This window comes from Bradyrhizobium sp. SK17 (genome assembly GCF_002831585.1).
In the GTDB taxonomy this organism is placed as follows: Bacteria; Pseudomonadota; Alphaproteobacteria; order Rhizobiales; family Xanthobacteraceae; genus Bradyrhizobium.
In genome coordinates, this window is sequence record NZ_CP025113.1 from 7,400,197 (window position 1) to 7,425,926 (window position 25,730).

Genomic DNA, 25,730 nt, shown 5'->3' on the forward strand with positions numbered 1-25,730 from the left:
GCACCCATGAACCCCGTCAAAGCACTCGAAAATCACCGCCAGGCCGTCTGGCTGGACTTCCTCGCCCGCGGCTTCGTCGCCAAGGGTGACCTGAAGCGGCTGATCGAGACCGATGGCGTCAAGGGCGTGACCTCCAACCCCTCGATCTTCGAGAAGGCGATCGGCTCTTCGGACGAGTATGACGGGGCGATCGGCCAGGCCCTCAAGAAGGGCGACCGCTCGGTCGCCGACCTGTTCGAGCATCTTGCCGTCGTGGACATCCAGCATGCCGCCGACGTGCTGCGCCCGGTCTACGACCATAGCCATGGCGGCGACGGCTTCGTCAGCCTCGAAGTGTCGCCCTATCTCGCGATGGACACCAAGGGGACGATCGCGGAGGCCGAGCGGCTGTGGAAGGACGTCCACCGCAAGAACCTGATGGTCAAGGTACCGGGAACGCCCGAGGGCCTGCCGGCGATCGAATACCTGATCGGCGAAGGCATCAGCATCAACATCACGCTGCTGTTCTCCCAGGCGGTGTATCGCCAGGTTGCCGAGGCCTATCTCAAGGGCCTGGAGAAATACGTCGCCAAGGGCGGCGATCCCTCCCATGTCGCGAGCGTGGCGAGCTTCTTCGTCAGCCGCATCGACAGTGCCGTCGACAAGCAGCTCGACGAGAAGATCGCGCGGGCCAACGATCCCTCGGAGAAGGAGCGTCTCGCCGCGCTGAAGGGCAAGGTCGCGATCGCCAACGCCAAACTCGCCTACCAGGACTACAAGCGGCTGTTCTCCGGCAGCCGTTGGGACAAGTTGAAGGCGAAAGGTGCCAAGCCGCAGCGGCTGCTGTGGGCGTCGACCGGCACCAAGAACAAGGATTACAGCGACGTGCTCTATGTCGAGGAGCTGATCGGCCCCGACACCGTCAACACCGTGCCGCCGGCCACGCTCGACGCCTTCCGCGACCACGGCAAGGTCCGCGACAGCCTCGAGGAGAACGTCGACGACGCCCGCCGCGTGCTGGCGGAGCTGGAGAAGTCCGGCATCTCGCTCGATGCGATCACCGCGGAGCTGGTCAAGGACGGCGTCAAGCTGTTCGCTGACGCCGCCGACAAGCTGTACGGCGCGGTGGCCCACAAGCGCGCCACCTCGCTCGGTGGCGGCATCGACCACCAGACGCTCGCGCTGGGCGCCAGCATCGAGAAGGCGGTCGAGAAGAGCACCGAGGAATGGCGCGCCTCCGCCAAGATCCGCAGGCTCTGGCACAAGGACAAGTCGGTCTGGACCGGCGATGACGAGAGCAAATGGCTGGGCTGGCTGACCAGCGCCGAGACCGCCAATGTCGCCGACTACGAGGATTTCGCGCAGCGCGTGAAGGGACAGAACTTCACCGACGCCGTCGTGCTCGGCATGGGCGGCTCGAGCCTCGGGCCGGAGGTGCTGGCGCAAACCTTCCCGCATAAATCCGGCTTCCCGCGGCTGCACGTGCTCGACTCCACCGACCCGGCGCAAGTCCGCGCGATGGAGGAATATGTCGACATCGCGAAGACGCTGTTCATCGTCTCCTCCAAATCCGGCGGCACCACCGAGCCGAACGTGATGAAGGACTACTTCTTCGACCGGGTGGCGAAGGCGATCGGCAAGGACAAGGCCGGCCATCGCTTCATCGCGGTCACCGATCCCGACTCGTCGTTGCAGAAGGTCGCGATCAAGCAGGGCTTTGCCCGCATCTTCTACGGCGATCCCGCGATCGGCGGGCGCTATTCGGTGCTGTCGCCGTTCGGCCTGGTGCCGGCGGCTGCCGCGGGCATCGACGTCCGCAGCCTGCTTGGCCATACGCTCTCGATGGTGCGCTCCTGCGGCGCCGACGTGCCGCCGCAGGAAAACCCCGGCGTCCAGCTCGGACTGGCGATGGGCATCGCCGGGCTCGAAGGCCGCGACAAGGTGACGATCTTCGCCTCGCCCGACGTCGCCGATTTCGGCGCCTGGGCCGAGCAGCTGATCGCGGAATCGACCGGCAAGGACGGCAAGGGCCTGATCCCGATCGAGGGCGAGACGATCGGCGATGCCGCGGTCTACGGCAACGACCGCTTCTTCATCGATCTGCGCACCGAACGCGAGAACGATGCCGCGCATGAGGCGAAGCTCGCCGCGCTCGAGGCCGCCGGCCATCCGGTGGTGCGGATCGTGCTGAAGTCGATCGACCATATCGGCCAGGAGTTCTTCCGCTTCGAGATCGCAACGGCAGTCGCAGGCTCCATCCTCGGCATCAACCCGTTCAACCAGCCCGACGTGGAGGCCGCCAAGATCAAGACGCGCGAGCTGACGGCGGCGTTCGAGAAGACCGGATCGCTGCCGGCCGAGCGGCCGGTGGTGTCGGCGGCCGAGGTTGATCTCTACACCGATGCGCAGAACGCCGAGGAGTTGCGCAAGGCCGGCGCCAATGGCGATCTCAACTCATGGATCAAGGCGCACCTTTCGCGCTCCGGGCGCGGCGACTATGTCGCTTTGCTCGCCTATATCGAGCGCGACGGCGATACCATCGACGCCATGCAGGCGATGCGGCTGAAGGTGCGCGACGCCAGGCATCTTGCGACCTGCGCCGAATTCGGCCCGCGCTTCCTGCATTCGACCGGGCAGGCCTACAAGGGCGGACCGGACAGCGGCGTATTCCTGCAAGTCACGACCGACGATCCCAGGGATCTGGCGGTACCCGGCCAGAAGGCGAGCTTCGGCGTGATCAAGGCGGCGCAGGCGCGCGGCGATTTCGACGTGCTCACCGAGCGCGGCCGCCGGGCGCTGCGCGTGCACCTCAAGGGCGACCTCACCTCCGGACTCGCGGCGCTCGATGCCGCGATCTCGGCGGCTTTGAACTGAAGGAGGCCAAGATGCAACTCGGCATGATCGGCCTCGGGCGGATGGGCGGCAATATCGTCCGCCGCCTGATGAGCAACGGCCATACCAGCGTGGTCTATGACAAGGATCCGAAGGCGGTCGCGGCGCTGGTCGCCGACAATGCCACCGGCGCCTCGTCGCTGGAGGATTTCGTCCTCAAGCTGGAAGCACCGCGCACCGCCTGGGTGATGCTGCCCGCCGGCAAGATCACCGAATCCACCATCGATGCGCTCTCCAAGCTGATGCAGCCCGGCGACGTGATCATCGACGGCGGCAACACCTTCTGGCAGGACGACGTCCGCCGCGGCAAGGCGCTCCGCGAGCGCGGGCTGCATTATGTCGATGTCGGCACCAGCGGCGGCATCTGGGGCATCGAGCGCGGCTACTGCATGATGATCGGCGGCGAAAAGGGCGTGGTCGACCGGCTCGATCCGATCTTCAAGACGCTGGCACCCGGCATCGGCGACATCCCGCGCACCCCGGACCGCGACGGCCGCGACCCGCGCATCGAGCAGGGCTATATCCACGCCGGCCCCGTCGGCGCCGGGCATTTCGTCAAGATGATCCACAATGGCATCGAATACGGCCTGATGCAGGCCTATGCCGAGGGCTTCGATATCCTGAAGAACGCCAATATCGAGGCGCTGCCGCCGGATCATCGCTTCGATCTCGACATCGCCGACATCGCCGAAGTCTGGCGGCGCGGCAGCGTGATCCCGTCCTGGCTGCTCGACCTCACGGCGTCGGCGCTGGCGCAGAATCACACGCTCGACAATTATTCAGGGTTTGTCGAGGATTCCGGCGAAGGCCGCTGGACCGTCAATGCCGCGGTCGACGAGGCGGTGCCTGCCGAGGTGCTGACGGCCGCGCTCTACACGCGCTTCCGCTCGCGCAAGGATCACACCTTCGCGGAGAAAATCCTCTCGGCGATGCGCGCAGGTTTCGGCGGCCACAAGGAGCCGCCGAAGAAGCCTTGAGTCGCCGAAGACGTCTTGAATCGAACACGGAAGGTCACGTGCAGAAGAAACCCGATCCCTGCTCTTTCATCATCTTCGGCGCCACCGGCGATCTGACCCACCGGCTGGTCGTCCCGGCCCTCTACAATCTCGCCGCCGGCAATCTGCTACCGGAGAAGTTCTGCGTCGTCGGCATTGTCCGCAAGGGCATGTCGAGCGAGCAGCTAAGCGACAGCCTGCTGCAGGGGCTGCGCAAATTCGCTACCCGCCCGGTGGACGAAGCGATCGCCAAGCGGCTGTTCGAATGCGTCACCTCGATCGAGGCCGATCCGCGCGATCCTGCGTCGTTCGACGCCATGAACGAACGGCTCGACAAGATCGAGAAGGCACGCGGCACCGGCGGCAACCGGCTGTTCTATCTCGCCACGCCGCCGAGCGCCTTCTTGCCGATCAGCGAGCAGCTCGGACGCACCGGCATGCTGGAGGAGAACGGCGCCTGGCGGCGGCTGATCATCGAAAAGCCGTTCGGCACCGATCTGGCGTCGGCCAGGGCGCTGAATTCAGCGCTGCTGAAATTAATGGACGAGCACCAGATCTACCGGATCGATCATTACCTCGGCAAGGAAACCGTCCAGAACATCCTGGTGCTGCGCTTCGCCAACGGCATGTTCGAGCCGATCTGGAATCGCAACCACATCGACCACATCCAGATCACGGTGGACGAGAAGCTCGGCGTCGGCCATCGCGGCAGCTTCTACGACGCCACCGGCGCGCTGCGCGACATGGTGCCGAACCATCTGTTCCAGTTGCTGTCGCTGGTGACGATGGAGCCGCCGGCGCGCTTCGACGCCCAGGCGGTGCGCTCGGAGAAGGCCGAGGTGCTGAGCGCGATCCAGACCCAGACCGAGCAGGAGGCGCTGTCCAACTCGGTGCGCGGCCAGTATCGCGCCGGCCGGATCGGCGACACCGAGATCGAAGACTATCTCAAGACACCCGACGTGAAGCCGGACAGCTCGACCGAGACCTATGCCGCGCTGAAATTGACCATCGACAATTGGCGCTGGGCCGGCGTGCCGTTCTATTTGCGCACCGGCAAGGCGCTCGCAACCAAGCGCACCGAGATCGCGATCAAGTTCAAGCAGGCGCCGTTCGCGATGTTCCGCGATACGCCGGTCGACCGCCTGTCGCAGAACTACCTCGTCATCTCGACCGAGCCGACCGAAGGCATCGAGCTTCAGTTCAACACCAAGGTGCCGGGCCCGACCATCAATATCGATGGCGTCGAGATGAAGTTCCGCTACAAGGACTACTTCAAGGCGGAGCCGTCGACTGGCTACGAGACGTTGATCTATGACTGCATGATCGGCGACAATCTGCTGTTCCAGCGCGCCGACAGCGTCGAGGCCGGCTGGCAGGCGGTGCAGCCCTTCCTCGACGCCTGGAAGAATGCCGGCGGCCGCGGCTTGCAGCCTTACAAGGCTGGCAGCGAAGGCCCGGAGGCCGCCAACGCACTGCTGACGCGCGATGGCCGCACCTGGCGAAAGCTCGGCTGACATGACCGCGGGCGGCGAGCGCAAGATCATCACGGTCGCCGATCCGGCGGCGCTGGCGAAGGCGGCCGCCGAGCGGGTGATCGCACGGATCGACGAAAACCCCGGCCGGATCGCGATCTGCCTCACCGGCGGCTCCAGCCCCAAGGCGCTCTACCAGCTCCTGGCGACCCCGGACTACCGCCAGAGGATTCCCTGGAACCGCATCGACTGGTTCATCGGCGATGAGCGCCTGGTGCCGCGCAAGGACGCGCTGCACAATATGGGCATGGCGCGGCAGGCCTTCCTCGACCGCTGCGCTCCGGCCGCCAACGTGCACCCGATCGCAACCGACACGGCCGACCTGAAAGACCCTGACGTCAGCGCGGCATTGTATGAGAATGAGCTGATGGCGTTCTACGGCGCCGAGCAGCTCGATCCGCAGCGGCCGTTGTTCGATCTGGTGCTGTTGGGGATCGGCCCCGACGGCCATGTGGCGTCGCTGTTTCCCGGCTATCCCGCGGTCGAGGAAACCCGGCGCTGGGTGGTCGGGGTGCCCAAGGCCAATGTCGAGCCGTTCGTGTCGCGCGTCTCCCTGACGCTGCCCGCCCTCGCCTCCTGCCGCGAGATGCTGTTCGAGGTTGCGGGCGAAAGCAAGCGCGCGATCTTGACGCGCCTGTTCGCAGGCGAGAACCTGCCGGCAAACCGCGCGCGATCGCTGGGCGAAACCGTCTGGCTGATCGATCGGGCGGCGCTGCCGGAGGGTTTTCGTGGATGACTTCGCTTGGTGACATTCTTGGGTGACGGGCCAAACCCTTGCGCGCCGCAAAACCCTTGCGCGCTGGTCGTGATGGGCGTTTCCGGCTCCGGCAAGAGCACCATCGCCGACCGCCTCGCGATCAGGATCGGCTGGCGCTACGAGGACGGCGACAGCTTTCACCCGCCAAGCAATGTCGCGAAGATGCACTCCGGCCAGCCGCTCACCGACGAGGATCGCTGGCCCTGGCTGCGTGCAATCGCCGCCGAGATCGACCGCAGCTGCGGCGTGCACGAACGGGCCGTCATCGCCTGTTCCGCGCTGAAGCGCAGCTATCGCGACATCCTCGTGCATGGCCGCGACGATATCCGCATCGTCTTCCTCGACGGCACGCAGCAGTTGATCGCCGCTCGGCTGGCCGCGCGCAAGGACCATTTCATGCCGCCGGGGCTGCTCGCCAGCCAGTTCAAGACGCTGGAGCCGCCGACCCCGGACGAGCGCCCGATCACGGTTGCGATCGACCGTTCGGTCGAGACCATCATCGAAGACATTGTCAGTCAACTGAAGCTGGACCGCCCATGAACCGTATCGCGACCCGCATCGCCCTTGTCGTATCCGATGTCGACGGCACGCTGCTCACCAAGGACAAGACCTTGACCGACGGCGCCAGGTCGGCGGTGCGCCGGCTGCACGAGGCCGGTATCGGTTTCACCATCGTATCCAGCCGGCCGACGATCGGGATGGGCTTTCTGGTCGCGCCACTCGCGATCGCGCTTCCGATCGGCGCCTTCAACGGCTCGTCGATCGTCGATCCAGAATTGAAGCCGCTTGAGCAGCATTTGATCCCGGCGGCGATCGCCAGGCGCTGCGTCGACCTGCTGCGCGAGCGCGGCGTCGACATCTGGCTGTTCACCAACGAGCGCTGGCTGACGCGCAACCCGGACGGCGAGTACACTGCCCACGAAGCGCACACCATCAAGCATGATCCGACCATCGTCGACGATTTCACGCCCTATCTCGACCAGGCCTGCAAGATCGTCGGCGCGAGCTCGGATGCGCCACTGCTCCAGCGCTGCGAAGCGGAGATGCAGCAGATGGTCGGCAAGGATGCGACCGCGGTCCGCTCGCAGACCTATTATCTCGACGTCACCCCGCCCGGCCACGACAAGGGCACCTTCGTCGAAGGCATTGCGAAGCGTCTTGGCGTGTCGCTCGAGAACGTCGCCACGATCGGCGACATGCAGAACGATCTGCCGATGTTCGCACGAAGCGGCGTCTCGTTTGCGATGGGCAATGCCAGCGATGACGTGAAGGCCCGTGCCACGCACGTCACCGAAACCAACGAGCGCGACGGCTTCGCGCGCGCGATGGACACCGTGCTGGCTACGGGCCGCTAAAGCCTGATGAGATTGGGTTGAGCTGGAACGGCGTCGGAGGTTCACCTCTCCCTTGGGAGAGGTCGATTTGCGCAGCAAATCGGGTGAGGGGTGAAGGCCTATCGAGAGGGCAAGATCCCTCACCCGGATTTCCCTCTGTCAGGGAGAGGTGAGCCAAGAGCGCGCCAGGCCGACTCAACTCAAACTCATTCCGCCTTAGATCACCGTCAGGTCGACCGCTGCACCGCGGGCTTCTCGGCATGCGCCCTGGCGACGCTGAGATTATGCGCGGTGTTGATCAGCGCGATGTGGGTCAGCGCCTGCGGGAAGTTGCCGGTCTGCCGGCCGGCGCCGGAGTCGAACTCCTCCGCCAGCAGCCCGAGATCGTTGGCTACCGCCACCACACGTTCGAACATGGTTTGCGCCTTGCCGATGTCCCCCGCCAGCACATGAGCGTCGGCGAGCCAGAGGCTGCACGCGAGGAACGCGCCCTCGATCGGCTGGACCTCGTCGGACACCTCGCGCGGATCGTGCCGCAGCACGAAGCCGTCGCGCAACATGTGCCGCTCGATCGCCTCGATCGTGCCGCGGATGCGCGGATCGTCCGGCGGCAGGAAGCCGACCGACGGCAGCAGCAGCAGGCTGGCGTCGAGCAGCCTTGAGCCGTAGCTCTCGACGAAGCTGTTGAGATCAGGATCGAAGCCGCGCTGGCAAACGTCACGATGGATCGCCTCGCGCAGCACCCGCCATTTGACCAGCGGCGCCTTGAAGCCGAACCGCTCGGCGCTCTTGATGGCGCGATCGAAGGCAACCCAGCACATCACCTTGGAATAGACATAGTGCCGCGCGGCGTCGCGGCGCTCCCAGATGCCCTGATCCGGCTGGTCCCAAACCTCGGCGAGGTGATTGACGACGGTGCATTCCAGCGACCAGTTCTCTTCGTCGAGCTTCAACCTGGCCATGCGCGATTGATGGAAGGCGTCGATCAATTCGCCATAGACGTCGAGCTGAAGCTGCGCATGTGCGGCGTTGCCGACGCGGACCGGCTGCGCTCCCTCATAGCCGGGCAGCCATCCTGCCTCCCATTCCAGCAGGCGGCGCTGGCCGAGGATGCCGTACATGATCTGCATGCTGGCCGGCGCGCCGGCCGCGGCCCGCAGCAGCCAATTGTGCCAGGCCGCCGCCTCCTCGGTATAGCCCGAATTCATCAGTGCCAGCAGCGTGAACGTGGCGTCGCGCAGCCAGCAGAACCGGTAGTCCCAGTTGCGCGCGCCACCGAGTTTCTCCGGCAGCGAGGTGGTCGGGGCCGCGACGATGCCACCGGTCGGCCGGAAGGTCAGCGCCTTCAGCGTGATCAGCGAGCGCATCACGAGCGCGCGCTGATCGCCGCCGTCATAGGTCGAACGGCTGCACCATTCTTTCCAGTAGTCCTCGGTATCCCTGAGCGCAGCCACCGGATCGATCGGCTCCGGCACCGGCTGAAAGGACGCCCCATAGGTCAGGACGAACGGCACGGTGTCGCCCTCGGCGATCTCGAAATCGGCGATCGTGGAGAGATCCTGGCCGCGGGTCTCGATCGGAGTGCGCAGCACCGTCATGTCCTGCCCGCTGATCGCCAGCAGCCCCTTGCCGTCCGGGCTCTTCTTCACCCAGGGGACATCGGCGCCGAAGCCGAAGCGGATCACCAGCTCCATATGCATCTTGACCCGGCCGCTGATGCCGCGAACCAGGCGGACCACGTCGGAGGCGTTGCCGCGCGGCGGCATGAAGTCGATCAGCGCGACCACGCCGTCCCCGGTCTCGAACCGGGTCTCCAGGATCAGCGTATCGTCCCAGTAGCGGCGCGAGGTCCGCTTGATCTCCCCGGCGGGCGCCAGCAGCCAGCGGCCGTTCTTCGACGTGCCAAGCAGCGCCGCGAAACACGCATCGGACTCGAATGCGGGCCAGCACAGCCAGTCGATCGAGCCGTCGCGGCCGACCAGCGCCGCGGTCTCGCAATCCCCGATCAGTCCATAGTCTTCGATACGAGACGCCACCTGTTGCGCTCCACGTTGTCAGGCGTGCGAGCGTTCGCGCGTTGCACGCTTGAGCGCGTCGACGTCGATCGCCGACGCCAGCTGCTCGAGCGAGACCGGAAGCCGCCGCTTCCAGTTCGGATGCTCGTAGACGGTGCCGGGGATGTTCGGCTGCTCGACGATGCCGAGCAGATCCTCCATCGAAACCGCCATCATCCGCGAGCGCGTCCGTGCCATGAAGCTCACCACCGAATAGAAGTCGTTGTGGTGGATGTCGTTCCGGCGCAACACGTCGTCGAGATGACCGAGCGCATCCCAGCGCCCCTGGTCGGTCTCGCCGGGGTCGATGCCGAGCGCGCGCTTGGTCTTGAGGTCGCTGAACGAACGCCAGCCGGCATAGGTCGAGAGGTCGTGGGTGTTGAAGGTGACCAGCGCATCGGGCAGGTAATAGTCGACGTTGCGGAACACGCCGCGGTCGTCGGTCTCGAACATCATCACGAGATAGGACCAAATGCCCCAGCCGTTCATCTGCTCGCGGAATCCCGGAGGCACGGTGCCGAGATCCTCGCCGATCACGACGCAACGGCTCGCCACGCTCTCCTGCGCGGTCGCCGCCAGCAGCGCCTCGAACGGCATCAGCACATAGGCGCCGTTGGCCGGGCCGAAGCCGCGCGGCACCAGATAGAGCCGCTTCAGCCCGAACGCATGGTCGAGCCGGATCGCGCCGGCGTGGTGCATCGAGGCGCGCAGCATCTGCCTGAACGGCTCGAACGAGCGCTGTTCGAGCCCTGCGGCATTGAAGCCGGCAAGTCCCCAGTCCTGCCCCGCGGTGTTGAGCGGATCGGGCGGTGCGCCGACCCCGAGATGGCGCGAGATCGCGATCTGCTCGTTCCAGGCGTCGAAACCGTCGGACTGCACGCCGACGGCAACGTCGAGATAGAGCCCAACCCGCATGCCGAGCTTGTGCGCGAGGGCCTGGCAGGCGCCGAGCTGGCGGTCCGCGGTCCATTGCACGAATTCGACGAATTCGACCTCGGCGGCGGTGTCGCGCGCCCGGCGCAATTTCGCGCACGCCGTATCATTGGGCAGGCGCCATTCGTCCGGCCATTCCCACCACGGCGTACCGAATTTGTGCCGCATCACCTCGAAGCAGGCGAAGCGCGACAGCAGCACGCCCTGCTCCTTGCGATAGGCCTCGAAATCCTGCCAGCGGCCGAGGCCGGGATTGGCCTTGAACGCCGCGAAGGCCGCGCGCAGCGCCGGCCATTTCAGCGCCGCGACGCCGACATAGTCGACCATGTCGTGGCTACGAAGCTGCGCCAGCCCGGCTTGCGTCGCCGCGTCGGCGCGATACTCCGGAATCTTCTCGACGTCGACATAGAGTGCATTGAGGAACAGCCGGCTGTTCGGCGAATATGGGCTGCAATCGCCCGGCCGATCGTCGAACAGCGCATGCAGCGGATTGAGCCCGATGCCGTCGGCACCGAGCTGACGGGCGAACCCGAGCAGTCCCTCCAGATCGGTGAAGTCGCCGATCCCCCAGTTGCGCGCCGATCGCACGCCGTAGAGCTGGACCGCGATCACCCAGCAGCGGTCGAAGGTGCCGCCGAACGCGCCTTCCGGCGCCACCAGCAACGGCAGCTCCTCGCGGGCGCCCGATGCGTCCGATAGCTGCAACCGGTGCACGCCCTCGGGCAGACCGGACGGCCACGTCACACTCCGCTCGCGCGCCTCGCCTTGCGCAAGCACGGTGGTGGCGTTCATGAGCTTCCATTGCACCGGAAGCGCGGCCTCCTCCGACAGCCGGGTCGGCTCGGCGCGACCGCCGCGAATGACCACCGGATCGACGATGATCCGGCGCGGCGCATGTGGCGGAAGCGCGTCGAGGATCGCCGTGAGCGCCTCGGGGGTTGTCACACGGCGGTGACCGCTGCCATCGATATATTCGGTCTGAATTCCCATGGTCTGGGCTTTGGCGTAAAGGTCCATTCGGCACGCTACTTGCTCGCAACGGTATTCGGATCGTTGCTAAATTGTATAGATGGGGGAAAGGGATAGTTGATGTTCAACGCTCTACCCTGTCTAGCGTTCCCGCCGGGAACCATTGCCCGGCGAGCGGCTTTCTATATGGGTCTGGCGCGCCTCCTTCCCGGCGCCGGGACGTCATTTGCACTTTCAATGGCGGCATCACCGTGAACAAAACCGTCCGGCCTGTCGAGGGTGCCCACGGCACTTTTCATATCACCGATGTCTACCCGTCGGTCGATGGCGGCCGTTTTCCCGTCAAGCGCATCGCGGGCGAATCCGTCGAGGTGTGGGCCGACATCTACCGCGACGGACATGACGTGATATCGGCGGCATTGGTGTGGCGGCGCGAAGGCGACGGCGAGTGGCAGCAGACGCCGATGACACAGCACCGCGACGACCGCTGGGGCGGCACCTTCGTGCCCGACCGGCCCGGCCGCTATACCTTTGCGATCGAGGCATGGACCGATGAGTTCGCTAGCTGGCAACGTCGCTTCGAGCAGAAGCCGCACGATGGCAGCGACCGCACGCTGGACGCGATCGAGGGTGCCGGCCTGCTGACCCAGGCGCAGGCCGGTGGGCCGGCCGCGGCCGCCGTGATCATCAGGCAGTGCGAGGTCTTTCTGCAAACCGGCGAGGCGGGCGCGCTGCTCGCGCCGGAACTGCGCGAGGCGATGGCCGGCAGCCAGTTTCGCCGAGACCTGATGCGCTCCCCACCCTATCCGCTGACCGCCGATCGCCCGCGGGCACGCAGCGGCGCGTGGTACCAGATGTTTCCGCGCAGCCAGGGCAAGACCTCAGGCGTGCACGCGACCTTCAATGATTGCATCGCGCGGCTTCCCGACATCGCCGCGATGGGCTTCGATGTCGTGCTGCTGGCACCGATCCACCCGATCGGGCGGCAGCATCGCAAGGGCCGCAACAATGCCGCGATGGCGCAGCCAGGCGATCCCGGCAGTCCGTATGCGATCGGCGCGGCCGACGGTGGTCATGACGCGGTGCATCCGGAGCTCGGCACGCTCGACGACTTCCGCGCCTTCGTCGCGTCATGCCAGGCGCATGGCCTCGAGGTCGCGCTCGATTTCGCAGTGCAGTTTTCCCTCGATCACCCCTGGCTTCGTACACATCCGCAGTGGTTCAAGCGCCGCCCGGACGGCTCGATGCGTGCGGCCGAGCACCCGCCGCAACGCTGGGATGACGTCGTCAATCCGGATTTCGGATCCGAGGATGCGGCTGCGCTGTGGCGCGCGCTGCGCGACGTCGTGCTGTTCTGGCTCGAACAGGGCGTCAAGATCTTCCGGGTCGACAATCCGCACACCAAGCCACTGGCATTCTGGGAATGGCTGATTCGCGAGGTGCAGGACCGCGATGCGGAGGTGCTGTTCCTGTCGGAAGCCTTCGCGCGGCCGAAACTGATGAAGGGCCTCGCCAAGCTCGGCTTCACGCAATCCTATAGCTACTTCACCTGGCGCACGCAGCGCGCCGAGCTCGAACAGTATCTCGGCGAGTTGATCGCCTATCCCGAGCGTGACTTCTTTCGGCCGAATTTCTTCGTCAACACCCCGGACATCCTGCCCTTCCACCTGCAAAGCGGCGAGTCCTGGATGTTCAAATCGCGCCTCGCGCTGGCCGCGACGCTGTCGAGCAATTACGGCATCTATAGCGGCTTCGAATTGCTCGAGCATATGCCGGTGCCCGGCCGCGAGGAATATCTCAACTCCGAGAAGTACGAGATCAGGGTTCGCGACTGGGATGAAGGCGGGAACATCAAGCCCTATGTCGCGGCCCTCAACCGGATCAGGCGCGGCAATCCGGCCCTGCAACAATTCGCCGATCTGCGCTTTATCAATGTCGATGACGGCGGGGTGATCGGTTTCGTCAAGGAGGCGACCGATCAGAGCAATGTGATCGCGGCCGCGATTGCATTATCGGGCGAGTTGCGTGAGGTCTGGCTTCCGCTCGGCGACGTCATGGTCGGCCGCGGCGATGCCCGCCGCCCCGTCACGGCCGTTGAAGACCTCATCACCGGCGAGCGCCACGCGCTCGAATGGGGAGGCATCCGCCTGCGTCTCAATCCTGCGCGCGATCCCGCGTTGCTGTTGCGCTGTGTCGCCTGAAGGAGCCGTCATGAACGTTTTCTCCTCCGTCAATACCGAGGTGAAGATCGCGACCGAGACCGCGGATCAGCTCTGGTACAAGGACGCGATCATCTACCAGCTGCACGTCAAGGCGTTTGCCGACAGCAACAATGACGGCATCGGCGACTTCGCCGGGCTGACGGAGAAGCTCGGCTATCTACAGGAGCTCGGCGTCACCGCGCTGTGGCTGTTGCCGTTCTATCCGTCGCCCGGCCGCGACGATGGCTACGACATCGGCGATTATGGCGACATCAATCCCGATTTCGGCACGATGAAGGACTTCAAGCGCTTCATCCAGGAGGCCAAGAAGCGCGGCCTGCGCGTCATCACCGAACTCGTCGTCAACCACACCTCGGACCAGCATCCGTGGTTCAAGCGCGCGCGCCGCAGCCCGCCGAATTCGAGCGCGCGCAGCTGGTACGTCTGGAGCGACACCGACCAGAAATACCTCGATACGCGGATCATCTTCACCGATACCGAAAAGTCGAACTGGACCTGGGATCCGGAAGCCGGCCAGTTCTACTGGCACCGCTTCTTCTCGCACCAGCCGGACCTCAATTTCGACAATCCCCGCGTGGTGCGGGCCATCGTGCAGGTGATGAAGCGTTGGCTCGACACCGGCGTCGACGGCTTCCGGCTCGACGCCATCCCCTATCTGTGCGAGCGCGACGGCACCAACAACGAGAATCTGCCGGAGACGCATGCCATCATCAAGCGGCTGCGCCAGGAACTCGACGCCTATGCCAAGGGCAAGATCCTGCTGGCCGAGGCCAATCAATGGCCGGAGGACGTGCAGGAGTATTTCGGCCATGGCGACGAATGCCACATGGCCTATCACTTCCCGCTGATGCCGCGCATCTACATGGCGATCGCCCAGGAAGACCGCTTTCCGATCACCGACATCCTGAGGCAGACGCCCGATATCCCGGCGGCGTGCCAATGGGCGCTGTTCCTGCGCAATCACGACGAGCTGACCCTGGAAATGGTCACCGACGTCGAACGCGACTATCTGTGGTCGACTTATGCCAACGACCCGCGCGCCCGCATCAATGTCGGCATCCGCCGCCGTCTTGCGCCGCTGATGGACAACGACCGCCGCAAGATCGAGCTGATGAACTCGCTGCTGCTGTCGTTTCCCGGCACGCCGATCATCTATTACGGCGACGAGATCGGCATGGGCGACAACATCTATCTCGGCGACCGCAACGGCGTGCGGACCCCGATGCAGTGGTCGCCGGACCGCAATGGCGGCTTCTCGCGCGCCGACCCGGCGCGGCTGTACGCGCCGATGATCATGGACCCGGTCTACGGCTACGAATCGGTCAATGTCGAGGCGCAGTCGCGCAGCCTGTCGTCGCTGCTGTCGGCGACCAAGCGGCTGATCGCGGTGCGCAAGTCGACGCTCGCCTTCGGCCGCGGCACCATGACCTTCATCCGCCCGGAGAACCGCTCGGTGCTCGCCTATGTCAGGCAGTACCAGGACAAGGTGATCCTGTGCGTCGCCAACCTGTCGCGCTCGGCGCAGGCGACCGAGCTCGACCTCTCCGCCTTCAAGGACCGCGTACCGCTGGAACTGCTGGGGCGCACGCGCTTCCCGGCGATCGGCGAACTGCCCTACATGATCACGCTCGCGCCCTACGGCTTCTACTGGTTCGAGTTGCAGGAGCGTGACAAGTCCGAGCCGGTGAAGCCGCGCGCAGTGCCGGAGTTCGAGACCCTGGTGGTGCCGCTGAATTCGACCTGGACGTCGCTGGCGCGGGAGCGCGGCGTGTTCGAGCACGAAGTGCTGCCCGGCCATCTCGCACGCTCACGCTGGTACCCCGAGCATTCCGTCAAGGCGATCCAACCGAAACTGGTGTCCGCGATCCCGTTCTGCGACATCGGCGACAACCGGCCATGGCTGATCTTCTTCGAGACCACCGAGCGTAGCACCACCAGCCGTTACGTGCTGCCGATGCAGATCGAATGGGTGCGCTTCGATCGCGAGCGCTACAACCCGCGCGCCTTCGCCGCGGTGCGCCAGGGCGCACGCGAAGGCACGCTGCTCGATGTCGCGACCGACCAGATCTTCACCGGCCTGTTCCTGCGGAATCTGCGGGAAAACCTGACGGTCGACGAAGGCGAACAGGGCCTGAAGCTCGAATTCCGTCCGACCAGCCGCTTCTCCGATCGGCCGGTGCGGCAGCCCGAGCGTATTCGTGTGTTCGAGAACGATCAGCCGCATTCGACGGCGTTGGTCGACAACGAATATGTCACCAAGATCTACCGCAAGCTCGAGGTCGGCATCAATCCGGAGATCGAGATGGGCCGCTTCCTCACCGAGGTGGTCGGCTTCCCGAATACCCCTGCTCTGCTTGGCACGTCCGAATTGGTCGAGGGCGACAAGCGCAGTGCGATCGCGGTGCTGCATACGATGATCGTCAACCAGGGCGATCTCTGGACGGTCGCTGCCGCTCACCTCGACCGCCTGGTCGAACGGCAACGCCTGCTCGCGGTGAGCGAACATCCGGCGGAGAACGGCGACCAGGCAACCTATCTGCGCCATTTGTCGCATAGCGGAAAGCGCCTCGCGGAATTGCATCTGGCACTTGCCAGCAACCGCGATCTGCCGGACTTCGCGCCAGAGCCGACCAAGCCGGAGGACCTGCAACGCTGGGCCGACGAGATCATGGCGCGCGCCGAGCGCGTGTTCGATACCCTGAAGCAGCGGCGCAGCTCCCTGAGGGAGCCCGACCGGCTGCTCGCCGATCAATTGCAGGCCCGGCACGACATGCTGCCGGAGCGGCTCAAGGCGTTGCTGCCGCGCGAGACCGATGGCCTCAACATCCGCCATCACGGCGACCTGCATCTCGGCCAGCTGCTGGTGGTCAAGGACGACGTCTTCATCATCGATTTCGACGGCGGACCGGGCCGCACCATCGCGGAGCGCCGCCGCAAGGCACCGCCGGCCCGCGACGTCGCCGGCCTGATCCGCTCGATCGACTATGCGGCGACCGCCGCGCTGGAACGGGCGCTCAGGGTCGCTCCCGACGACAGCGGCAGGTTGAGCCTCGCCCTGGCCGAATGGCGCGACCGGGCCGCGGACGCCTTCCTGGCAGCCTATCGCGAGACCATGGCCGGCCAGCGGCTGTGGCCCTCTGAGCCCAAGGCGGCCGATCGTTTGCTCAACTTTTTCCTGCTTGAGAAAGCCTTCTACGAGATCGAGTATGAGCTGGCCAACCGGCCGGATTGGCTGCGGGTGCCGCTTACCGGCCTGCTGAGGATCCTGGCGCAACAGCCGCATGAGGGTGCATGACCAAACTGCCCGCCGAGGCCTATGCCATCATCGAGGGCCGCCATTCCGACCCGTTCCACTATCTCGGGCTGCATCCCGAGGGGGATCGCAACGTGGTGCGCGCCTTCCTGCCTGACGCCAGCAATGTCGAGGCGATCGGCGAGCATGGCGGGACGGTGGAGCTGGCGCGGATCCACGATGCCGGCCTGTTCGCGGGTCCCTTGCCGAACGGCTCGACGCGCTACCAACTCCGCGCCCGCTTCGGTAACAAGGTCGTCGAGCTGGAGGACGCCTACCGTTTCCCGCCGATCCTGAGCGATTTCGATCTCTATCTGCTCGGCGAGGGCACGCATCAGCGCGTCTACGACACGCTCGGCGCGCACCCGATGACGCTCGACGGCGTCGACGGCATCGGCTTCGTGGTGCTGGCGCCGAATGCGCGCCGGGTCAGCGTGGTCGGCGACTTCAATTTCTGGGACGGCAGGCGGCATCCGATGCGCGTCCGCGGCCCCGGCTATTGGGAGCTGTTCATCCCGCGGGCACGCGTCGGCGATCACTACAAGTTCGAGATCGTCGGCCGCAACGGCCAGCATTTGCCGCTGAAATCCGATCCGCTGGCGTTCGCCGCCGAGGTACGTCCGAAGACCGCCTCGATCGTGATCGACGAGCGCAAGATCCCGCACCCGCGTCCCGCGCCGGATCGCGTCAACGCGCTGAGCTCGCCGATGTCGATCTACGAGGTCCATCTCGGCTCCTGGCGGCGCAAGGGCCGCAACGAATGGCTGACCTATCGCGAGATGGCGGAACAGCTTCCCGCCTATGCCAGCGACCTCGGCTTCACCCATGTCGAATTCCTGCCCATATCCGAGCATCCGTTCGACGGCTCCTGGGGCTACCAGCCGACCGGCATGTTCGCGCCGACCAGCCGGTTCGGCTCGCCGGACGATTTCGCAGCGCTGATCGACGCCTGCCATGCCGCGGGCCTCGCCGTGCTGCTCGACTGGGTCCCCGGACATTTCCCCGACGATCCGCACGGCCTCGGCCATTTCGACGGCACCGCGCTCTACGAGCACGCCAACCCGCTGCAAGGCCGTCACCTCGACTGGGGCACGCTGATCTACAATTACGGGCGCACCGAGGTGACCAACTTCCTGGTGTCGAACGCGCTGTTCTGGCTCGACCGCTACGGCATCGACGGGCTGCGCGTCGATGCCGTCGCCTCGATGCTCTATCTCGATTACAGCCGCCCCGCTGGCGGTTGGATTCCGAACAAATATGGCGGCCGGGAGAACATCGAGGCGATCGATTTCCTGCGCCGCTTCAACACCGAGCTGTTCGCGCATTTCCCGCAGGCGACCACGGCAGCCGAGGAGTCCACCGCCTGGCCGCAGGTGTCGCGCCCGGTCGAATATGGCGGGCTCGGCTTCGGCTACAAGTGGAACATGGGCTGGATGCACGACACGCTGAAATACATCGGCAAGGATCCGATCCACCGCAAACATCATCACGGCGATATCCTGTTCGGCCTGCACTATGCCTTCTCGGAGAACTTCATCCTGCCGCTGTCCCACGACGAGGTGGTGCACGGCAAGCGCTCGATCCTCGGCCGCATGCCCGGCGACGACTGGCAGCGCTTCGCCAACCTGCGCGCCTATTACAGCTTCATGTTCGGCCATCCCGGCAAGAAGCTGATGTTCATGGGCTGCGAATTCGGCCAGGAACGCGAGTGGAACCACGACTATTCGATCGACTGGCACTTGCTGGACCAGCCCAAGCACAAGGGCATCCAGAACCTGATCCGCGACCTCAACCGGCTCTATCGCGCAGTGCCGGCGCTGCATGAGCTCGACTGCGACCAGGCCGGCTTCGAATGGGTCATCAGCGACGACGCGAACAACAATGTGTTCGCCTGGATCCGCAAGGGCAATGCCGAACGCGCGCGCTGCCTCGTGGTCGTGAACTTCTCGCCCAACGTCCATCGCAACTATCGTGTCCGGGTGCCGCTCGCGGGCAAATGGCACGAGGTGCTCAACTCGGATTCCGCGCATTACGGCGGCACCAATGTCGGCAATATCGGCGAGGTTCGCACGTCCGAGGGCGCCACGCCGGAGCTGGACCTGACCATTCCGCCGCTGGCTGCGATCTTCCTCGTACCGGAAAGCTAGCTCATGCGTCTGACTGGGGGAACGTCCGCACGGCTCGGTGCAAGCTGGGACGGCAGAGGCACCAATTTTGCGCTGTTCTCGGCGAATGCCGAGAAGGTGGAGCTGTGCCTGTTCGACGGCCAGGGTCGCCGCGAGCTCGAGCGGATCGAGATGCCGGAGCGCACCGAGGACGTCTGGCACTGCTATCTCAACGACGTCTCGCCGGGGCAGCTCTACGGCTATCGCGTCTACGGACCCTATGCGCCGGAGCGTGGCCACCGCTTCAACGCCAACAAGCTGTTGCTCGATCCCTATGCCAAGCGGCTCGCCGGCCGGCTGGTGTGGAGCGACGCGCATTTCGCCTACCGCACCGGCAGCGCGCGCGAGGATCTCTCCTTCGACCGCCGCGACAATGCCCGCGGCATGCCGAAGGCTGTGGTGGTCGACGAGAGCTTCAACTGGGGGCGCCGCGAAATCCGGCCGCAGATCCCCTGGGCAGACACCATCATCTACGAGGCCCACGTCAAGGGCCTGACCCAGAAGCGCGAGGACGTGCCGCCGAACCTCCGCGGCACCTATGGCGGGCTGTCGTCCCCGGCGATGATCGACCACCTGAAGCGGCTCGGCGTCACGACCATCGAGCTGTTGCCGATCCACGGCCTGATCGACGACCGCGTGCTGGTCGAGAAGAAGCTCGCGAACTACTGGGGCTACAACACCATCGCGTTCTTCGCGCCCGAGGCGCGCTACGCCCAGGACAATGCGCTGGACTCGTTTCGTACGACAGTCGCACGGCTGCACGACGCCGGCATCGAGGTGCTGCTCGACGTGGTCTACAACCACACCGCCGAGGGCAACCATATGGGCCCGACGCTGTGCTTCCGCGGCATCGACAACGCCTCCTATTACTGGCTGAACCGCGAGAACCCGCGCTTCTATGACGACTTCACCGGCTGCGGCAGCTCGGTCAACCTCACCCATCCGCGCGTGCTGCAAATGGTGATGGATTCGCTGCGCTACTGGGTCGAGGTCTGCCACGTCGATGGCTTCCGCTTCGACCTCGCCACCACGCTGGCACGCGGGCCGAACGGCTTTGATCGCAACCACCCCTTCCTCACCGCGATCCGCCAGGATCCGGTGCTGGCGACCGTGAAGATGGTCGCCGAGCCGTGGGATCTCGGTCTCGGCGGCTACCAGGTCGGCGCCTTCCCGTCGCAATGGTCGGAGTGGAACGACCGCTATCGCAGTGCGATGCGGCGCTACTGGAGCGGCGAAGGCAGCCTGATCGGCGACATCTCAGGCCGTATGACTGCGTCCTCCGACCTGTTTCACCACGACAACCGCGCGACCCGCGCCAGCATCAACCACATCACGGTGCATGACGGCTTCACGCTGGCTGACCTGTTCAGCTACAACGAGAAGCACAACGAGGCCAATGGCGAGGACAATCGCGACGGCTCCAACGACAATCACAGCAACAATTGCGGCCATGAAGGACCGACCGATGATCCCGCGATCATCGCGCTGCGCCGGCAGTTGCGGAAGAATGCGCTGGCCTGCCTGTTGCTGGCGCAGGGCACGCCGCTGATCCTCGCCGGCGATGAGGTCGCCAACACCCAAGGCGGCAACAACAACGCCTATTGCCAGGACAATGAGACCGGCTGGGTGGGCTGGGAGAACCTCGGCACGGACGACGACGATATCGATTTCATCGGCCATCTCACCGCGCTGCGCCAGCGCTTCGGCCAGATCCGCTGCCAGAGCTGGCTCGACGGCCGCCGCGCCGACGGCAGCTATGGCGTGCTGTGGCTAACGCCGGCAGCGGAGGAGATGAAGGAATCCGACTGGAAATTCCCGGAAAGCCGGTTCCTGGCCTATGTGCTGGGGCCGATGGAACAAGGCCAGGCGCCGATCTTTATCGTGCTGAACGCCGCACCGCAGGAGATCGTGTTCAGGATGCCGAGAATGGCGGAGTACAGCAGCTGGCAGCAGGTCTTGAACACGACCCAGGCGGAGCAGACCGCCGAGCAGTTCGCATCCGGCGCAGACATGACGGCACCGCCGCGCTCGGTGCTGGCCTTCGCAGGCTCCGCATGAGCGCCCAGCATTTCGGACCCGAGCTGACGCCCGATGGCGCGCGCTTCCGGCTATGGGCGCCGGCAGCCAAGCGCGTCGACCTGCTGCTCGACAAGCCGCACGCCCTGACGCGCGACGTCGCCGGCTGGTACGTTGCCGAGATCGCGGGCGCGCGCGCCGGTACCCGCTACAAATTCCGCATCGACGACGAGGTCGACGTGCCAGATCCCGCCTCCGCATTCCAGCCGGACGATGTGTTCGGGGCGAGCGAGGTGATCGACCACACCGCTTTCAAATGGCGCGCGACCGAGTGGCGCGGACGACCCTGGCACGAAGCCGTGATTCTCGAAGCCCATGTCGGCACCTTCACGCGAGAGGGCACCCATCGCGCCATGATCGACAAGCTCGATCATCTGGTGGCGATCGGCATCACCGCGCTCGAACTGATGCCGCTGGCGGATTTCGCCGGCAAGCGTAACTGGGGCTATGACGGCGTGCTGTGGTACGCGCCCGACAGCGCCTATGGCCGCCCCGAAGATCTGAAGACCTTGATCGACGAGGCGCATCTGCGCGGGCTGATGGTGATGCTCGACGTGGTCTATAACCATTTCGGACCCGAGGGGAATTACCTCGGCCGCTACGCGCCGAATTTCTTCAGCGATGCACACACGCCATGGGGCAGCGCGATCGACTATCGCGTGCCCGAGGTCCGCGCCTTCGCGATCGAGAGTGTCGTGAGCTGGCTGCGCGACTATCGCTTCGACGGGCTGCGGTTCGACGCGGTCAACACCATCGTCGAAGCCGGCGAGGTCTCCGTGCTGCACGATTTCAGCAAGGCGGCCGGCCATCTCGCAGCCGAGACCGGTCGGCAGATCAACCTCGTGCTCGAAAACGGCGACAACATCGCGAGCCTGCTGGATGACGCGGAGGATCCGCCGCGTGGCAAGTTCCGCGGCCAGTGGAATGACGACTACCACCACGCCTGGCACGTGATCCTGACCGGCGAGGCCCAGGGCTATTACGCCGACTATCAGCAGTCGCCGAAGCAGGACCTGGTTCGAGCACTGTCCTCCGGCTACATCTATCAGGGCGAGGTCTCGGGCTTCTGGGGCGGCAAGGCCCGCGGCGAGCCGAGCGGCATGCTGTCGCCGACCTGCTTCATCAATTTCCTGCAGAACCACGACCAGATCGGCAACCGTCCGCTCGGCGAGCGTCTCGACAGCATCGCGAAGCCGCAAGCGATCGAGGCGGCGCTGGCGGTGACACTGCTCGCGCCGACCACGCCGATGCTGTTCATGGGCGAGGAATGGGGCGCGACGACGCCGTTCCCGTTCTTCTGCGATTTCACCGGCGATCTCGCCAACGCGGTGCGCGCCGGGCGGCGCAAGGAATTCGCCTGGGCTTATGCCAAGTATGGCGACGATGTTCCGGACCCGCTCGCCGAGAAGACCATGCAATCGGCGGTGCTCGATTGGACGGCGCTTGAGCGCACTCCCGGCCGCGACCGGGTTGCGCTGGTGCGCGAACTGCTCGCGGTGCGCCACCGCGAGATCCTGCCGCGATTGGCCAAGGTGCGTTTCGGCGAGGCCCATGTGACGGCCAATCTGCTGACCGCGCATTGGCAGATGGGAGACCGCAGCACGCTATGGCTAACGGTCAACCTATCGGATCAGGCCATCGGCCACGTTCCCGAGCCGAAGGGAACCGCGATCTGGGGCGGCGCGTTGTCGAGCGACCTCCCTGGCTGGGCGGTGCGCTGGCACATCGGATAGCACCATGCCTCCGGCGATCCCGATCGCGACTTACCGTCTGCAACTCACCGCCGATTTCGACTTCGATGCCGCCGCGAGCGTGGCGCCGTACCTAAAGGCGCTCGGCATCAGCCATGTCTATGCCTCGCCGTTCATGAAGGCGCGCAAGGGCTCGACCCATGGCTATGACGTCGTCGATCACACCAAGTTCAATCCGGAACTCGGCGGCGAAGCCGGCTTCGCACGGTTCAGCGACGCGTTGAAGCGCAACGACCTCGGGCTGATCCTGGATTTCGTGCCGAACCATGTCGGCGTGCACTTTGCCGACAATCCGTGGTGGCTCGATGTCCTCGAATGGGGGCCGGTGTCGCCGCACGCGGTCTCCTTCGACATCGACTGGGACCAATTGCCCTACCGCGCGCGCGGCGGCGTGCTGCTGCCGATCCTCGGCTCGTCCTATGGCCAGGCGCTGGAGCGCGGCGAGATCGAGCTGCGCTACGACGAGAGCGAAGGCAGTTTCTCCGCCTGGTATTTCGAGCACCGCCTGCCGATCGCACCTGAACGCTATGGCGAGGTGCTGCGCAGCATCGTCCGCGAGGCCGGTGCCGAAAACAGCCCGGCCGGCCGCGCGCTGCTCGAACTGGCGGCGCGCTACCGCGGCCTGCGCCATCCGAACCGCAAGGAGGCGCCGACACTGAAGGCGGCGATCAAGGCGATCGATGATAGCGCCGACATCATTGCGCGCGGGCTCGACGCCTATCACGCCGGCGAGGACCGCTCCACCCAGACGCTGGCGCTGCATCATCTGCTGGAACGCCAGCACTACAAGCTCGGCCACTGGCGGCTCGCCTCCAGCGACATCAACTATCGCCGCTTCTTCGACGTCAACACGCTGGCTGGCCTCCGGGTCGAGGACGCCGCCACTTTCGAGGCGAGCCATAGCCTGGTGAAGCGACTGATCGCAGAGGATCGGCTGCAAGGCCTGCGGCTCGACCATATCGACGGCCTGCGCGACCCCGCGCAGTACTTCCAGCGGCTGCGTCGCCTGATCCGCTCGGCGCAAGGCGGCAAGGCCAGGCCGTTCTACATGGTGATCGAGAAGATCCTCGGCGAGGACGAGAAGCTGACCAGGTTTGCCGGCGTCCACGGCACCACCGGCTATGAATGGATGAATACGATCAGCCAGGTGCTGGTCGACGGCAATGGTCTCGATCCGCTCAATGAGATCTGGCGCCAGATCAGCAACCAGTCGCCGAACCTGACGCCGGTGCTGCGCGATGCCAAGCGCCGCGTGCTGGAGACGCTGCTGACCAGCGAATTCACCGTGCTGGCGCGGCTCGTCGCGCGCATCGCCAGCGGACATTATTCGACCCGCGATTTCTCCGGTGACAGCCTGCGGCAGGCACTCGAGCTCTATGTGCTGCACTTCCCGGTCTATCGCACCTATCTCACCGGCTCGGGCCCGACCGCGCATGACCGCGCGCTGATCAGCGACACCATCGAGCGCGCCCGCGCCGACTGGTTCGCCGCCGACGAAGGCATCTTCGACTTCCTGCGCGATGCCTTGACCATGGATTTGTTGAAGCCCGGCCGGCCGCCGCACAGCGCGCCGCGGGTCCGCCGCTTCGCGCTGAAGGTGCAGCAGTTCACCGGGCCGATGATGGCCAAGTCGCTGGAGGACACCACCTTCTATCGCTACCATCGCCTGCTGGCGCTCAACGAGGTCGGCGGCGATCCCGCCGCCAGCGCGATTGCGCCCGAAACGTTCCACGCCATGATGGCGACCCGCGCCCGCGAATGGCCGCACGGCATGACGTCGACCGCGACCCACGACACCAAGCGCGGCGAGGATGCCCGCGCCCGCATCATGGCGCTCGCAGAGATTCCCGGCGAATGGACCAGCGCGGTGGCGCGCTGGAAGGTGTTGAACGCGCCGCATCTGGTGCTCGACGGCGAGATGCGCGCGCCGTCGGCGACGTTCGAGTACATGCTGTATCAGGCCCTGCTCGGCGCCTGGGATCCGGATGACGCCTCGCTCCTCCCGCGCATCCAGGCCTATGCGCTAAAGGCGGCGCGCGAGGGCAAGCAGGAGACCAGCTGGCTCAATCCGCATGAGCCCTATGAGGCCGGCGTGAAGGCCTTCATCGCGCGGATCCTCGATCGCAGCGCCTCGCCCGAATTCCTCGGCGCGCTCGATACGCTGGCGCAGCGCACCGCGCTGATCGGGGCGCTGAACTCGCTCAGCCAGATCACGCTGAAGGCGACCATGCCGGGCGTGCCGGATTTCTACCAGGGCACCGAAAGCTGGGATCTTTCGCTGGTCGACCCCGACAACCGCCGGCCGGTCGACTTTGCCGGGCGCGAAGCCATGCTTGCGGCGCTGGAGGCGCCGGATTGGAAGGCGCTGGCCGAGAGCTGGCGCGATGGCCGCCTGAAGTTTGCCTGGACGCGACATCTGCTGCGGCTGCGCAACGAGATGGCGGGCGTGTTCACCAGCGGCGACTACGAGCCACTCGCGGTCAGCGGCCCGCATCGCAATCACGTCGTCGCGTTCGCAAGGCGTCACGGCCGCGAAGCCGTGATCGTCGCGGTGGCGAAATCCTTCGCTCCGTTCACACAGGGCGGCCGTCACTGGCCGCGACCAGAGGCTTATGAAGGCGAGATCGATCTGGCCGGGTATTCGCTCCCCGATGGCGAGACCAGGGCCCAGCTCTCAACGCTGTTCGCCAATCTGCCCGTCGCCGTTGTGAAGGCAAAAGCCGCAACTGGAGCCAAGCAAGACCCAAAGCGTGTGCGCGAACACGGCTAGCGGCGCGCG

Annotated in this window: 14 protein-coding genes; 12 read left to right on the top strand and 2 right to left on the bottom strand. The window is 65.6% G+C overall.

The window, feature by feature from the left end:
• Positions 1-6: 6 nt before the first annotated feature.
• The 6 genes from CWS35_RS34405 to CWS35_RS34430 all read left to right on the top strand — a co-directional run bounded on the left by CWS35_RS34405 (position 7) and on the right by CWS35_RS34430 (position 7,510).
• Positions 7-2,853 carry a bifunctional transaldolase/phosoglucose isomerase gene (locus CWS35_RS34405; protein WP_100955586.1) on the top strand — a complete coding sequence of 949 codons (2,847 nt, stop codon included), beginning with the start codon at positions 7-9 and terminating at the stop codon, positions 2,851-2,853.
• Between the two features lie 11 nt (positions 2,854-2,864).
• On the top strand, positions 2,865-3,848 hold the full coding sequence (gene gnd, locus CWS35_RS34410; RefSeq protein ID WP_100955587.1) for a phosphogluconate dehydrogenase (NAD(+)-dependent, decarboxylating): 984 nt from the start codon (positions 2,865-2,867) through the stop codon (positions 3,846-3,848).
• Between the two features lie 38 nt (positions 3,849-3,886).
• Positions 3,887-5,380, top strand: a complete 1,494-nt coding sequence (gene zwf, locus CWS35_RS34415) for a glucose-6-phosphate dehydrogenase (RefSeq protein WP_024579886.1) — start codon at positions 3,887-3,889, stop codon at positions 5,378-5,380.
• Position 5,381: 1 nt separating this feature from the next.
• Entirely contained in the window at positions 5,382-6,134 is a 753-nt protein-coding gene (gene pgl / locus CWS35_RS34420) for a 6-phosphogluconolactonase (RefSeq protein ID WP_024579885.1), read from the top strand.
• A 72-nt stretch (positions 6,135-6,206) separates the two neighbouring features.
• Positions 6,207-6,695 carry a gluconokinase gene (locus tag CWS35_RS34425; protein WP_100955588.1) on the top strand — a complete coding sequence of 163 codons (489 nt, stop codon included), beginning with the start codon at positions 6,207-6,209 and terminating at the stop codon, positions 6,693-6,695.
• A complete protein-coding gene (locus CWS35_RS34430) occupies positions 6,692-7,510 on the top strand; it encodes an HAD family hydrolase (protein ID WP_100955589.1) in 819 nt (272 codons plus the stop codon). Before CWS35_RS34425 ends, CWS35_RS34430 begins: the two co-directional genes overlap by 4 nt.
• A gap of 206 nt (positions 7,511-7,716) precedes the next feature.
• Here the strand turns inward: CWS35_RS34430 and CWS35_RS34435 are convergent, their stop codons facing one another.
• Both CWS35_RS34435 and malQ read right to left on the bottom strand, forming a co-directional pair.
• On the bottom strand, positions 7,717-9,525 hold the full coding sequence (locus CWS35_RS34435; protein WP_100955590.1) for a glycoside hydrolase family 15 protein: 1,809 nt from the start codon (positions 9,523-9,525) through the stop codon (positions 7,717-7,719).
• An 18-nt stretch (positions 9,526-9,543) separates the two neighbouring features.
• Entirely contained in the window at positions 9,544-11,493 is a 1,950-nt protein-coding gene (gene malQ, locus CWS35_RS34440) for a 4-alpha-glucanotransferase (protein ID WP_100955591.1), read from the bottom strand.
• 203 nt (positions 11,494-11,696) lie between these two features.
• Between malQ and CWS35_RS34445 the strand changes: the two genes are divergently transcribed.
• From CWS35_RS34445 to treY, 6 genes are read left to right on the top strand one after another with little or no spacing between them, the layout of a single operon-like run.
• The gene (locus tag CWS35_RS34445; RefSeq protein WP_100955592.1) at positions 11,697-13,646 is read left to right on the top strand and encodes an alpha-1,4-glucan--maltose-1-phosphate maltosyltransferase; all 1,950 of its coding nucleotides are present in this window, start codon (positions 11,697-11,699) and stop codon (positions 13,644-13,646) included.
• 10 nt (positions 13,647-13,656) lie between these two features.
• Positions 13,657-16,962, top strand: coding sequence for a maltose alpha-D-glucosyltransferase (gene treS / locus CWS35_RS34450; RefSeq protein WP_100955593.1), 3,306 nt, complete (start codon positions 13,657-13,659; stop codon positions 16,960-16,962).
• On the top strand, positions 16,959-19,106 hold the full coding sequence (gene glgB / locus CWS35_RS34455) for a 1,4-alpha-glucan branching protein GlgB (RefSeq protein ID WP_100955594.1): 2,148 nt from the start codon (positions 16,959-16,961) through the stop codon (positions 19,104-19,106). The genes treS and glgB overlap by 4 nt, the downstream gene beginning before the upstream one ends.
• 3 nt (positions 19,107-19,109) lie before the next feature.
• Positions 19,110-21,182, top strand: a complete 2,073-nt coding sequence (glgX, locus tag CWS35_RS34460) for a glycogen debranching protein GlgX (RefSeq protein ID WP_024579877.1) — start codon at positions 19,110-19,112, stop codon at positions 21,180-21,182.
• Positions 21,179-22,933 carry a malto-oligosyltrehalose trehalohydrolase gene (gene treZ, locus CWS35_RS34465; protein ID WP_100955595.1) on the top strand — a complete coding sequence of 585 codons (1,755 nt, stop codon included), beginning with the start codon at positions 21,179-21,181 and terminating at the stop codon, positions 22,931-22,933. Before glgX ends, treZ begins: the two co-directional genes overlap by 4 nt.
• A 4-nt stretch (positions 22,934-22,937) precedes the next feature.
• Complete coding sequence (gene treY, locus CWS35_RS34470) at positions 22,938-25,721, top strand: malto-oligosyltrehalose synthase (RefSeq protein ID WP_100955596.1); 2,784 nt, start codon at positions 22,938-22,940, stop codon at positions 25,719-25,721.
• The last annotated feature ends 9 nt before the right edge of the window (positions 25,722-25,730 follow it).